Genomic DNA, 16,199 nt, shown 5'->3' with positions numbered 1-16,199 from the left:
AGATCGAATAGCTCATTTATCACCTGGAAATCGTCTGTAACCAAATCAGTGGCATCCGTATCTGAGATCGTGATGCCACCTTATAATAGATTTATTCTAGATCAAATAGCTCATTTATCATCTGGAGATCATCTGCAATCAAATCAGTGGCATCCGTATCCGAGATCGTGATAGCCACTTCCTCCTGCGATGTACAAAATTGAATCGTAGCCATTAAACAATCATGGAATGTTTCAATAAAAAGTTGTATCTTCCCAGCAGATAACTTGCTTTTGTCATAGACAATACTGAAATGCAACTGTTCTTTCAGCAAGCTTCCGTTAATATTGATTTTACGGTTTACAATATTTTCAGCTGCTGATCCCTTGCCCGAACTAAAGAAGTGTAGTTGTCTCCCCTTCGCCTCAGCATCCATTTGTCCCATGTAGTTAAACATGACTTCAAGTGGTCTGACCGGCAATTCGTCCTGCAATAGACCGTATCCAAGGCCTCGGTTAGGGATTTTACGTAGCATCTCTTTCGTTGTAATGATGCTTTCTGCTATATCCTCATGACACGGCACGACCACTGGATATATACTTGTAAACCATCCGACCGTCCGGTCGATATCGATCCGCTTATGAATCGGTTCTCTTCCGTGTCCTTCCATGCCTATCGTGACATCTCGTGACCCTGTCAGTTTCCTCACGGCCATACCCAAGGCGCTAATAAGCAAATCATTGATCTCGGTATTATACGCCCGACTTGCCTGGTGGATCAGCTGCTCGGTTTCTTCCTTATTGAAATGGATCGTGCAACTGCCATACCCGCATTCTCCCGTCTGTTCGTCCATCCAGAGTTCACCTGCCGCCATCTGCGTGGCGACTTGTTCCCAGTACGCCCGTTCTTTCTGCAAGAGAGGGCTGTCCTTATATTCTACCAGCGCCTCCGCCCATGCCTGATAGGACGCTGTCTTTGCTGGGAAGCCGATCTTGGTCCCTTCTTTTACTTGCTGGATCGCTGTGTCGATATCTTCTTGCAAGATACGCCATGATACACCGTCCACCACAAGATGATGGATTCCTACAAACAGTAGGTTCCCTTCACCCGTTCGGAACATCGCCACCTTTACCAGTGGTCCTTCTTCCAGATCCATACTGCTATGCAGTTCCGTACATGCTGCTTCCATGAGTTCTGCTGCTGCTTGTTCTTCGCTAAAGTCATACACCTTTAGCTCATACGCTTTGCTATCACTCATCCCTAGAATCTCTAGCTGACCTTCCCGGTAGACGGCTCTCAGGATATCATGATGTGCCATAAGGGCATCTAGCACTTTCCGAAGCTGCTGCTCATCGTCCAGATCAATCTCCATCAGCATGTCCTGATTGAAGTGGTCTGGCTTTGGAAGATTCCAAGACGCAAACTCCCTGATGATCGGTGTCAGCGGTACGAGGCCACTTACCTCACCTTGCTCGTACTGTTCCTCTACGGCAGACTTTTGTGCCGCATAACTAATCGCCTCAACGGTATACTTTTGCATAATATCTTTGATCGCGATCTGATAGCCTGCACTTCTTAGCTTCGACACGATCCGTATTGCTTTGATCGAGTCCCCGCCTAGCTCAAAGAAGCTGTCCTGCGTGCCGACTCTCTCTACGCCCAGTACTTCACTAAAAATATCGCATAGTTGTGCTTCAAGTTCGTTTTTCGGAGCCGTGTATGCCTTCTCACTTACGACCACAATCTCCGGCAGCGCCCGTTTATCCAGCTTGCCGTTGCGCGTCACCGGCAGTTGATCGATCTGCATCATATACGCTGGCACCATATAGGCCGGCAGCACTTCCTCCAAGTCCCGTCTCACCACTTGCAGCTGGACTTGGTCTTTCGATACGAGGTACGCAAATAGCGCTTTCTCTCCATCAGGCGTTTCCCGTACGATGACCGCTACATCTTGGATCCCTGCCAGTTGCCGTAGTGCACTTTCCACTTCCCCGATCTCTATCCGGAATCCCCTGATTTTTACTTGGTCATCCATACGGCCTAAATAGGCTATACTCCCGTCCGGCAACCATTTGGCTAAGTCCCCTGACCGGTACATCCGCTCCCCAGGTACAAAAGGGTTCGCTACGAATTTTTTATTCGTTAGTTCCGGTTTGTTGAGGTAGCCTCTTGCGACGCCGACGCCTGCCACACACAGTTCCCCAGGCACACCAATTCCGCATAGCTTGTCCCCATCTAGCATATAAATCTTCAGTGTAGGGAGCGCTTTTCCGACATCGTTTACATCTAGCGCAATATCTTCTGCCGTGATCGCTTTGTACGTGACATGGACCGTCGTCTCGGTTATCCCGTACATATTCACGAGATTCATCTCCGGATACTTCACATGCCATGCCTTTAATTTCCCTACTTGTAGCGCCTCTCCAGCAAAGATGAGATGTTTGACGTATAGTCTCTCACCTGCTTCTTCTAGCTCTACTTGCATCAGGTTATAAAAAGAAGAAGGCACTTGGTTGAGTACCGTCACCCTTTTTTCACGCAATATATCTAAGAAGGCATAACTATCTTTTTTGGCGTCGTTTGGTATGACGACGAGATGACCTCCGTATAAGAGCGCTCCGTACATTTCCCATACCGATACGTCAAAGTTGTAGGCTGCAAATAGGCTCCATACATCCTCTTCATGGAAATCAAACGGCATGTCATCGTTATGCATCAACCGAACGACGCATTCATGTTCGATTATCGTTCCCTTCGGCTCACCGGTCGTCCCTGACGTATAGATGATATATAGAGCATCTTGCGGTGCTATGGATACATCCGGATTGGCTTGTAGTTCTGCCCCCCGTGCACCCCATGCTGTATCCGGTTCATCCGCATACAAATGCTCTATCGCATACATATTTCCTTCAGGAAGTGAAACCATCCGCTCTTTTCCTTGATTGACAAGAAGCAAGCTTGCACCGCTGTCTGCCAGCGTATACTGGATACGGTCTTGCGGCGCCTCTGGATCGATTGGCACATAAACATATCCAGCCTTCACTACACCAAGTATTCCAATGACCATATCGATATTACGTTCTAACAGTAACGCTACCATCGTTTCGCCTTTGCCTGTTTCGTTCTCGGCTTTAGTAGCAAGCAGCCTATTGGCAACGATATTCGCCTTCGCATTCAACTCCGCATACGTCAGTTGCTCCGTCCCGCAAGATACCGCTATCCGATCCGGTGTTTTCTTCACCTGCGCCTCGAATAAGCTTTTGATCGATTCCTCATGCGGATATGGAGTTGGCTTCGTTTGAAACGCACCTAGGATCTGCTCTTTTTCTTCTTCCGTTGTCGTTTCTAGTTCAGACAACTTCATTTCTGGGTTTGCTGCACATGCCAATAATACATTTTGTATCTTTGACATCACATTGACCATGTCGTCTGCTGCCAGCTGTCTAGGATCATACAATACATCGACATGTAGCTGACTGCTACCAAGATACGCTTTAAACGTGGTCGTATAATTGGTTTGCTCCCGTCCATCTTCCACGGTAAACCGAAAAGCTGAAGTTTCACTTTGGCTTACTTCATCCCATGTATCATTGTTATCAAATGTAAACAAAACTTTAACTAAATCCGTGTTTTGTTGAGTCAGTCGTTGTACTTTGGCAAAAGAGCAATGTCCATGCTGATCACTTAGTATCGCTTGTTCTTGCGTTTTTCTCCAAATATCGTATATGTGCATTCCATCATCACAACAAATACGAATTGGAATGGTATTAACAAATATTCCGGCAATATGCTCTATCCCACTTACGTCAGCATTTCTTCCGGAGACCACTTTGCCAAATACAACATCCTTGATGCCGCACAATTCCTGTAAAACGATACCTAAAGCCGTCTCTACCATCGTATTCAGCGTAATATTGTACGTTGCAGCCATATGAATAAGTTGTCTTGTTACATCAACAGAAAGTTTATGATTAATTCGTTTCATCTCGTTAGATGTTTCTTCAGGTTGACGGAGCGGCTTAATGTCAGCAGACTCTTCGTAGTCTTGTAGGAGCTCTCTCCAGTATAGTAAGCTCCTTTCTTCGTCTTGTTTTTCCAACCAGTTAACGAAGTCCTTGAAATTTAAGCTCTTTTCCTTCTCTTCCACTAGCCCCTGCTCAAGCTCGACAACAGACAAGCCTTGTTGTAGCTTTTCGCATATTTGTATAAAGTCATTAAATATGACGTTGTCTGACCATCCATCCGAGACGATGTGGTGAGAACTCCATATTAATTTCCCTTCAGTTTTACTTAACATGATGTTAGTAACCCGTAACAATGCTTCTTGCTGTAGATCAAAACCCCGTTGCAAGTCAGAATCAATCCATGTAGCAGTATGAGAAGCTTGTTCTGCAACATCCTTGCCCGACCAGTCCACAACTGCATATTCGATTTCACGACTACGCAAAAGAAGTTGTCTAGATTTAGCACCATGGTCATATACAATTGCAGTACGCAGTACATCATATCGTTTCGCTAGCAGTTTCAGAGCTACCTCAAACGTATGTTCACTTTGATTACCGTTATAGTGGTACACCAATTGTGTAACATAGCTGGTTGATTGCCGATTCAGTAAATAATGATATAAGATTCCTTCCTGCATCGGAGTTAGCGAATAAATATCAGCAATATCCTCTTTATTAGCAATGAACTCCTGGATCAGTCCTAATTCATCACTCGTCAAGTCATCACAGGAATAATCAGAAGCCGTCTTCACCGGCTTGTCTTGTACACAGCAATAGGCGATAATATCGCTAAGCTTTTCCTTATATAATGCTGCAAAACGCTCTACGGTGTTCCTATTATATTTACTGCGGTCATAGCGGATAATAAAATGTAGCATATTCTGTGAAATATACCCGTTCATATCCATTGCGCCTTCGGTACCATTCGAATTTGCTAAACTCTTGTTGTTCGTAAACAGGGTAGCATTCGATTCTGTATCCAACTGTCCTAAATAATTGAAGTGAATATCGGACTCAATCGCCAAATAATCACCTTGTAATAAGCCAAATCCCAACCCACGTAAAGGTACTTTCCGTAACATTTCTTTTGTATCAATAATACTGTTCTGTAAATCATCATGACACGAAACACGAATAGGGAACTTTATCGTAAACCATCCTATCGTACGATCGATATCCGCTTTCTTGTGTATCGCTTCTCTTCCATGTCCTTCTAGACAAACAGACACTTTTGATTGTTTCGTCAGCGCATGTGTTGCAACGCCGATTGCACTTATAAGCAAATCATTAATTTCGGTACCAAACGCTTTTCCCGCTTGCCTTATAAGCTGTTCTGTCTCATCCTTACGGAACGTTATTGTCACATCTTCATACCCATGATCATGCGGATCGTCGTCTATAAGCAGTTTCTCTTCCTGCATGGCTGCGATGATTGTATTCCAATAATTCGCTTGGCTAGTAATCTCGTTTGTACTTTTAAATTGTTCTAATGATTCCGCCCAGTCTTTAAAAGCAAGTGTTTTGGATGGTAGCTTTATTTCCTTTCCGTCTTTAAGCTGCTGAAGAGCAGTCTCCAAGTCTTCAAGCAAAATTTGCCATGACACTGCATCAATGACAAGATGATGAATACACAAGAAAAGATAATTGTCAGACTCCGTTTTGAAAAGTGCCGCTTTCATCAAAGGCCCCTTGTTAATATTCATGCTTTGATGAATTTCGTAGAAAGCGCTTTCAAACCACGCCGAACCGTTAAGATCAGCCTGAACCTCAAACACTTGTAACTCATAAAGTTTACTGTCCGTACTACTTAAAATGGTCAGACTACCATCGCGGTAAATAGCCCGTAATATATCATGGTGAATAGCAACAGCTTGTAATGCTTTATGAATGTGCGTTTCGTTATCTGTACTAACTGACAAAAAAGCATCTTGATTATGATAGTTACGATTAGAGTAATTTCTTACTCCAAAATCATGTAAGATCGGTGTATTCATGACCTGACCCGTAACTTCACCCTGCTCATATTGGATCTCTGATTCCCTACCTACTCTGTATGCAATCTTTTCAACTGTGTATTGACTTAAAATATCCGGTACCGAAATAAGATAACCGGCGCTTCTCATCTTCGATACAATCCGGATAGCTTTTATGGAGTCTCCGCCAAGTTCGAAGAAACTATCTTTTATACTAATACGTTCAACACCAAGTACTTCTCGGAAAATATTCACAAGCACTGATTCAGTTTGATTTCTCGGAGCAATATACTGATTGCCCCTTCCCTTGCGATCTGGCTCAGGAAGGCTGCGGCGATCTAATTTCCCATTATTCGTAATAGGAAACTGCACTAGTGGAACGATATATGCTGGGATCATATAATCAGGTAAAACTAGACGAATATTTTCTCTAATTGCTTCAATATCCAAAGTTACCTGATCATTTGGCACCACATAAGCGCATAAATAATCATCCCCTGCCGCATCTTCTCTAACTATCACAACAGCATTCAGCACGTCAGGTTGTTTCCGCAAGACATGCTCAATTTCGCCCAGTTCGATGCGGTATCCTCTAACCTTTACTTGACCATCGATGCGGCCCATATATTCAATATTACCGTCTGGAAGCCAGCGGGCAAGGTCTCCCGTGCGATACATCCGCTCACCCTGCAAAAATGGGTTGGCAACGAATTTCTCTGCGGTAAGATCACTCCGATGAAGATATCCCCTAGCAACGCCCGGTCCACTGATACAAAGCTCACCTGCCACACCGATTGGCAGCGGAGATCCGTACGAATCTAATATAAAGATTTGTGCATTGGCAATCGGTTTTCCAATCGTAACTTTGTCATGTAAATGAATTTCAATCCCAGTTGCGTCTACCGTTGCTTCTGTCGGACCATACACATTGAACAAACGAATATCCCAATTTTCAATCAAAGCGGTAGCCAAATCATCCGTTAATGGCTCGCCGCCAACAACGATTACTTCCAAACCATGTAATGGATGAGCATCCCCAACTTCATCCATAAGTATCTTCATCCGCGTCGGTGTACCCTTCACGATGTTCACATCATATTGCTCAATCAATTGCAAGAGTAACTTTGGATCGTGATGTGCTTCCTCATCGGCAATTACAATTTCCATTCCTTTGAGCAAGGCAAATAGTGTTTCATAGACTGTGCCGTCGAACGCAATATTCGATACACATAACATGGTCTTCGTCGAATCCAAGTTTTGCAACTGATCTAGCCCTGCAATCAAGTTACTAATCGAACGATGCTCCACCATTACCCCTTTTGGTTTGCCTGTAGAGCCTGAAGTATAGATGATATAAGCGATATCGGTTGCGTCTGCAATCGTATGCAAATTATGGCTAGATTCATCATATTTTTCTTGATCCACATGAATGCGTCTTACATGGGAAGGTAGCTCGATCGTGTCATCGTATTGCCGCTGGGTCAATACTGTCGATAACTCGCTATTTTCCACCATATAATGAACCCGCTCCAAAGGATATGTCGGATCTATTGGCACATAAGCTGCGCCTACCTTTAACGTTGCGAGTATTCCGACCATCATTTCTATACTGCGACCGAGTAAAATACCGACAAAATCTCCGCGGCGCGTACCATGAAGTTGCAATATTCTCGCAAGCTGATTTGCCCTTACATTTAACTGTTCGTACGTCAGAGCTTGATCTCGAAAGCGTAGAGCCGTTTTATGCGGCATAGCCTGTACAATCTGCTCAAATTGTTCATGAATGGGTGTCGTCGCATCATAAACACAGGACGTAGCGTTAAATGCGGTCAATATGTGCTGCCTTTCTGCTTGCGTCATCATTGGCAATTGACAAATTTCAAGTTTAGGAGATTGCGTAACTGCTGCCAACAACGTTTCATAATGTTTCAACATTCGGCGTACGCTATCTTCATGATATAGGCTTGTTGCATAGCGTACTTCAATGCGATAGCCACTTGCCATTGGCGTCACTTCTAAGGTTAGATCAAATTTAGCCGAAGTTTGCTGTAAACTATACTCATCATGAACATCCATACTGTTTATTCCATAAAAATCAAAATCTGCTTCTTCATTATTCTGAAGCACAAACAACACATCAAAAAGCGGATTCCGGGACATATCCCGATGCAAGCCCATCGTATCAACCAGATCTTCGAGTGGATATGCTTGATGCTCTATCCCTTTTAGACATGCTTCTTTCATCTCCGACAGAAAATCCACGAAATTCTTCTTTTCCGAAGGTCTTCCACGTAATGCAATCGTATTCACGAACATACCGATTAATGGCTCTGTATCATAGTGTAAACGTCCATTAACAGGGCAACCTACGATAATATCATCCTGACGGCTATATTTACTCAACAACATCATCCATGTGCTCAGCAGTATCATATACTCGGTTGCACCTGATGCCCGGCTCAATGCTGTTACAGCTTCCCTTAACTCTACATGACTCACGACTGCTTTCCCTGTATACTGTTGTACTTGCGGACGTGTAAAATCTGTTGGTAAATCCAGTAACGGTATTTCACCTTGCAACGAGTTCAACCAATACGTCTCATGTTCCGTAATGTCTTGAGTCTGTAACCATTCGCTATAATCTTTATATTGAATCGGCATTTTCTCAAGGGGTTCGCCATTATATAGCTTGGACAAATCGTGCATTAGATTATTTATTGATGTTCCATCAGAAATGATATGGTGCATATCAAAGGCTAGGAGATAACTACCTTCTTTTTGATTCGTTACTTTAGTTACTTTAACACGTAATAATGGTGCTTGAGACAAATCAAATGCACGCACAAACCTTGTATCATCATCTTCTTCCTCAGTAATCAGAAGCGTAAACGGCACATGGTCATGAATACGCTGTATGGCTTCTCCGTTCTCCATATGAAAGCTTGTTCGTAAGCTTTCATGCCGTTGGATGAGTTGCTTCAATGCTAACTGAAGCCGTTCAATATCAAGGTCTGCATCCATTCGACGCCATAACGTCATATTATAAGCCGTACTATGCGGATCCATCTCTTGAATCGCATAAAGACGCTTTTGAGCTGAAGACATCCGATATGTTTCTTTCTGCATGGCATGCGGTATGGGTTCAAACACAGTCTTCGTATATAACGTATTCTGCGTAGTATGTCCTGCACTAATTAGTTCAAGGTGCTGACTAAGCGCTTTAATATGCGGATGCTCAAACAATTCTGTTATCGGTAACCGTATGCCAATCATCGCTTCAATCTGATTGATAACGCGTACAGCATGTAAGGAGTGACCACCTAAAGCAAAGAAATCATCATAAATACCAACACGCTCAACAGAAAGGACATCACCGAATATATTGCAAAGAATGACTTCCAGTTCAGTCGCCGCAGCTGTGTATTGCTGCTCATGCACGATCTGTATTTCAGAAAGCGCTCGCTTATCTACCTTTCCGTTTCGTGTCATAGGAACTTTCTCAATCTGTATCATATGCTGCGGCACCATATAGGCAGGAAGTGTCTCACCTAGGGAATTCCGCACGTTATGCATCTGAATCTCCGTGCTAGATACTAGGTATGCATACAGTTCCTTTTCACTTCCATCTTGTCTATCTTGTTCGCCGACGATGACGATTGCATCTTGGATACCTTCTAATCTTCGAAGAGCATGCTCTACCTCGCCCACTTCAATCCTGTACCCTCGAATTTTCACTTGGTCATCCATACGTCCAATATACGCAATATTCCCATCCGGCAACCACATCGCAATATCTCCAGAACGGTACAACCGCTCATCAGGAATAAGCGAATTCTCAATAAACTTCTCCACAGTAAGTTGTGGTTGGTTCATATATCCTTTCGCCACGCCGTCGCCGCCTACAACAAGTTCCCCTGGAACACCAATTCCACATAGTTGCATTTTTTTATCCAAAATATACGCTGTACTATTGCTGATTGGCTTCCCAATTGGGATATTGGAGTAATCCGTATCTATTGCATACGTAACAGAAAAGGTCGTATTTTCTGTTGGACCATAACCATTAATCACGCTAAGTTTCGGATGCTTTTCCCTTACTGCTTGAATATGTTTCGCCGATAACCGCTCTCCTCCTACTAATAAATACTGTAAGGGTTGAAAAACTTCGCACCTAGTATCTACCATATAATTGAAAAGCTGCGCAGTCATCCACATCATCGTAATCTGGTGCTCGTATATCAACGTTCCTAGCATGTTCCCGTCTGTTATGCTCTGCGTATCGGCTAACACCAATTTCCCGCCGTTGAGAAGTGCACCCCATATTTCAAATGTTGACGCATCGAAGGAGAGTGCACCGGTTAATAATATATGCGCCCCACTTAAATCAACATAGTTCGTTTGCTTCACAAGCCGCACGACATTTTGATGTGTAACACAAACACCTTTCGGATATCCTGTCGTACCGGATGTATACATGACATACGCAATATCATCTGCCGTTACTAAGGCACGCTCTGTCATCGCTGCATAACTTCCATTTAGGTCTATGACGGTGCAGTACTCTTGGAGGACATGAATCGTATCCCCTTTTACATCACCGCACAGCACGATATTCAAACCACAATCTTCCAAAATAAAGCGTAGGCGGTTATCCGGTTCATCCGTATTTATTGGTACATAGCCACATCCTGCTTTGAGTATCCCCAGTAGCCCTACAATCATGTGCACGCTTTTCTCACACACGATCCCAATTAATTGACCTGAAGATACCCCCCTTTTTCGCAATTCGGTAGCAATACCTTGCGCGGCCTTGTCTAATTGTTGATAGCTTAATTGTTCCTTATCGTATACCACACAAATTTGATCGGGCGTAAGTTGAGCCTGTTCTTCAAATAAGTCTGGAATTGATTTATGTTTCGGATATGTACTTGCCGTATTGTTGAATTCACCTAGTATACGTGCCTTATCTTCGTTGGGAATGAATTCAACATCGAAAATCTTCTTCTCAGGATACTCAGCAAATGCACATAATACATGGTTTAACATGCTGAGCATCATCTCTACTTCTTCTACAGCATGCTTGTTTGGATTATAGAGAACTGTAAATCGTAATGCCTCTTCCTCTACAGCAGCCAATAGATTAAGCGAATAGTTTGTTTCATCTCTCGAAGAAACTAGCGCTAATTGCAAACCATCTGTATGTTCACTTTGCTGTTCTTGTGCCAAATGATTCTCAAAAACAAACAGCGATGAAATTAAATCTGATTTTTGTGCGGTCTGTTCTTGAATTTTAACCAATGAACAGTGAGCGTGCATCGTACTTTCAATACCTTGATCTTGTAATTCCTGCAAAAGTGCTACAATCGTTGTATTCTCGTCTGCGCTTACCCTTACTGGTATCGTGTTAATAAAAAGACCTACTATGCTTTCAATCCCTCTTACTTCGGCATGTCTTCCCGAAATGACTTTGCCGAACACGATATCATTTGTAAAGTTAAGCTGTTGTAATACGATCCCCCAAGCTGCTTCCGTGATTGTATTTATGGTTATCTGATGCGCTTGTGCTAAAAGTAACAAACGGCTTGTTAATTCAACGTCCAGCTTCTTTTTCACTTGAGCCAAGTTGGAGCTGGAATATGGTGGTTCGAAATACGGACGGTATTTGTATGTTAAGTCATAATCACGAAGTCGTTCGTACCAATATGTAAGCGCAAGTTCCTCATCCTGATTCTGAAACCACTGAATATAATCACCATACGTCGCAACCTGGAACTTCTCTTGTTCAATAACTTGTTCAACATCGTATGTACGATAACCATCTTGAAGCAAGTTATAGTAATTTTTTAAGTCGTTACATAATAATTCACTACACCATCCATCTGCAATAATATGATGAAAGCTCCAGATCAATTGCGTGCAATTCGTGGATAGTTTAATCATTTTTATGCGAAATAGCGCATCAAGCTGCAAATCAAATCCCCGCTTGACATCCATCTCTATCCGTTCATTTAGCCTAGCTAGTTGCTCTTTCTCATCGTATGCTGTTAAATCAATTTCTTCCCAATCAAGTGAGCGATGTGACAAAATGATCTGTTTCGGATGTTTTAACCCTTCATACACTATCGCCGTTCTCAACACATCATGTTTTTTAAGCAAACATTGAAACGCACTGCGCATGAAATTAGGATTTATATGTTGATTCACCTGATAAACAAACTGGGTTAAATACTCAGAACTACTATTTTTCAGGTCATGATACAAAATACCTTCCTGTAGCGGCAATAAATCAAATATATCCTGTATATCATTTTTCTCTGGATAAAGTCGATGCAGGACACTCAAATCTTCATCCGTAAGCGAAATTGCAGAATAGTCAGACGGTGTCCGAACCGATTCTTCTTGCTGCATACAATGTGCAATCATAGACTGAGTGCACGCTTTATATAGCTCAGCGAATCTTTGTATCGTACTGCTTGAAAAAAGACCTCTATTATAACGGAAAGTAAATGTTAATTTTCTTTCACTTATCACACCGTTTATAAACAGTTCTGACAACATTTTATTCTCATCCGCTAAGCCTTTGCCTGAACTAAAAAAGTGTAATTTCTTGCCCTTTGCCTCAGCGTCCATTTGCCCCATATAGTTAAACAACATATCAAGCGGACAAACCGGCAACTGTTCCTGCAATAGGCCATACCCAAGACCTCGGTTCGGGATTTTTCGCAATATCTCTTTTGTCGTAATGATACTTTTTGCTATCTCATCATGGCACGATACCACCACCGGATACACACTTGTAAACCATCCGATTGTCCGGTCGATATCGATCCGTTTATGAATCGGTTCTCTTCCGTGTCCTTCCATACCTATCGTGACATCTTTAGCCCCTGTCAATTTCTTCACAGTCATCCCCAAGGCACTAATAAGCAAGTCATTGATTTCGGTATGATACGCTCGACCTGCCTGGTGAATAAGCTGTGTGGTTTCTTCTTCACTTAAATGTATCGTGTAGTTGCCATATCCGCTTTCTCCCGTCTGTTCGTTCATGCCAAGTTTCCCGGACTCCATCTGCGTGGCTACTCGTTCCCAGTACGACCGTTCTTTTTGCAATAGAGGGCTGCCCTTATATTCTGCCAGTGCTTCCGCCCATGCCTTATATGACGCCGTCTTTGCCGGAAATCGGATTTTCGTCCCTTCTTTTACTTGCTGGATAGCTGTGCTGATATCTTCTTGCAGGATACGCCACGATATGCCATCTACCACAATATGATGGATTCCTAGAAACAGGAGGTTCCCTTCACCCGTCCGGAACATCGCTGCCTTCACCAACGGTCCTTCTTCTAAGTCGATACTACTATGCAAATCTGTACAAGTAGCATCCATTAACCTCGCTGCTGCTTGTTCTTCGCTATAGTCATACACCTTTAGCTCATACGCTCTGTTGTCACTCATCCCTAGGATCTCTAGCTGACCTTCCCGGTAGACGGATCTCAGGATATCATGATGCGCCATAAGAGCATCAAGCACTTCCCGAAGCTGCGTCTCATCTTCTAGCTCAATCTCCATCAGCATGTCCTGATTGAAGTGGTGTGGCTGAGGAAGATTCCAAGTCGCAAACTCTCTGACGATCGGTGTCAGCGGTACAAGGCCGCTCACTTCATCTTGCTCGTACTGTTCCTGAATTACAGATTTTTGTACCGCATAGCTGATCGTTCCGACCGTATTCCTTTGCATAATATCTTTGATGGCGATATGATATCCCATACTTCTTAGCTTCGATATGATTCGTATTGCCTTGATCGAGTCCCCGCCCAGCTCAAAGAAGCTATCCTTCATGCCGACCCGCTCCACGCCGAGTACTTCACTAAGGATATTGCACAGTTGCTCTTCCAGTTCGTTTTGCGGAGCGATGTATTCCCTTTCGCTTACCGCTACGATCTCCGGTAGTGCCCGTTTGTCCAGCTTACCGTTGCGCGTCACCGGCAGTTGATCGATCTGCATCATATACGCTGGCACCATATAAGCCGGTAGTATTTCCTCTAAGTGCTGCCTCACTGCTTGCAGCTGAACCCGAGCTTTCGAAACTAGGTAAGCAGAAAGCGCTTTCTCTCCATCAGGCGTTTCCCGTACGATGACCGCCGCATCTTGGATCCCTTCTAGCTGCCGCAGTGCATTTTCCACTTCTCCCGGCTCTATCCGGAACCCCCTGATCTTCACTTGCTCATCAATACGACCCAAATAAGCAATATTTCCATCCGGTAGCCATTTCGCTAAGTCCCCCGACCGGTACATCCGCTCCCCGGGTACAAAGGGGTTCGCTACGAATTTTTTACGGGTTAGTTCCGGCTTGTTGAGGTAGCCTCTTGCAACGCCGACGCCTGCCACGCACAACTCCCCAGGCACACCAATCCCGCACAATTTGTCCCCGTCTAGTATATATACATGACTATTTGCAATCGGTTTACCAATCGGGATGTTGCTTGGCACGCTGCTTATCCCATCATCTTCCCAATATGTAGCCTGCACCGTACATTCTGTAGGGCCATAAGCGTTACAATATCCGATATCACTATTCCGTGTTTGTTCAATTACCGTCTCATTTGTTGCCGCTCCAGCCGTTGTTAACCATCTAACTCCAGTAAGCTCCGTCTGGATATAGTATTGTGGCGGCAGTACAGCTAATGTAATCTTGCTTTCTTGCATAAAAGAATTAAAACGTGTTACATCCGCTATAATGGATTTTGACACCAAGGTCAGCGTCGCTCCCAGCAATAAGGATAACGTCATTTCCCATACAGAAGCGTCAAAGACATAGTTGGAAAATTGAAGCACATTATCTTGACTTGTAACGTTATATTGCTTCAGAAGATGATGCCGTAAGGACACAACACCGCCATGCTCTAACATTACGCCCTTCGGTTGCCCCGTAGTCCCGGATGTATAGATGATATAAGCCAAATCATGAGGACGATTAATTTGCTCGGGATTATCGCACATCCCTTCCCATAACATATCGTCAGCAAGATTAATCGTTGGCAGATCCGTTTCAATCGTGGCTTTATACACAAGCACGGCTTTTGGTTTACAGTCAGCTAGGATGAACTGGATTCGCTCTGCTGGAAACGTAGGATCGATCGGCACATATGCAGCGCCTGCCTTGATGATGCCATACATTCCGGCAATCATCTCCACACTTCGCTCTGCTACAATAAGCACTCGGTCATCAGGTTTGATGTCCAGTCCGCGAAGTGCCCATGCCACTTGGTTGATTTTTTTGTTTAACGCCTCATACGTCACGTGGTTGTCTTCATATACAACGGCGATGGCATCTGGTGTATGTGCAACCTGCTCTTCCCATAATGCTGGAATCGTTTTATCCTGTGCATACGGTAAGCCTGTATCATTAAATGAACCTAGTATCTGTGCTTGCTCTTCCTTTGTTATTGTGTCAAGCTCAGATAACTTCCCTTCAGGGGTTGCTACGATCACTTGTATCACATGTTCTAGCCGTACAACAATTTGTGCGATGTCCTCACGTGCATACACGCTCGTATTGTATAATATTTCACATACTATCTTTCCTTCATATTCGTATGCGCATAACATCAAGTTGTACTTAGTTTGCTCCAAGCCATCCTCAAGCTCGCACATAACATCCGTTAGCTTATTCTCACTCGCATAGTCGTTTTCAAACCGATAGAGCACTTGGATTAAGTTTTGCTTCTGCTCCATCTGCGCTTGAATCTCAGCGAGCGAACAATAAGCATATTGCTCACTTTCAGTCCCTTGCTGCTGCATTTCTTTGATCAGTTCCAATATACTCATATCTTCTGTGCTCGCTACACGCACTGGTATCGTATTCATAAACTGACCCTCGATGCCCTCTGTTCCGCGCACATCGGCTTTATGCTCGGACATTACTTTGCCGAACACCACATCTTTCAGACCGCTGTATGCTTGTAAAACAACTCCCCAGGCCGTTTCCACCACATGACTTACCGTCAATTGATGGGTAGCTATTAGTTCCCGCAACTGCCATGCATCTTCAGGAGATAATGTAACCGCCAAGCTCTGTATGTACTGTTCACTCTCTTGCGGTGTATATATCGGTTTAATCTCAGCAACTTCTTCATATTCTGCTAATACATCTGACCAGTAAGACAGTCCTTTTTGTTGATCTGATTTTTCTAGCCATATCATATCTTCTTCATGTTTCTTGTTGGGAACGAATTTTCTCATGATG

The 16,199-nt window shown here is 43.7% G+C and carries 1 protein-coding gene; it reads right to left on the bottom strand.

Features of this window, described 5'->3' with window-relative positions; all coding sequences use genetic code 11:
* Window positions 1-91: 91 nt before the first annotated feature.
* Window positions 92-16,195 carry a non-ribosomal peptide synthetase gene (locus tag KIK04_RS21720; RefSeq protein ID WP_232275737.1) on the bottom strand — a complete coding sequence of 5,368 codons (16,104 nt, stop codon included), beginning with the start codon at window positions 16,193-16,195 and terminating at the stop codon, window positions 92-94.
* Window positions 16,196-16,199: the final 4 nt, after the last annotated feature.

It is taken from the genome of Paenibacillus sp. 481 (genome assembly GCF_021223605.1).
GTDB lineage: Bacteria > Bacillota > Bacilli > Paenibacillales > Paenibacillaceae > Paenibacillus_B.
The sequence above is the reverse complement of the archived record's forward strand: the minus strand, read 5'-3'. Positions and strand labels throughout refer to the sequence as shown.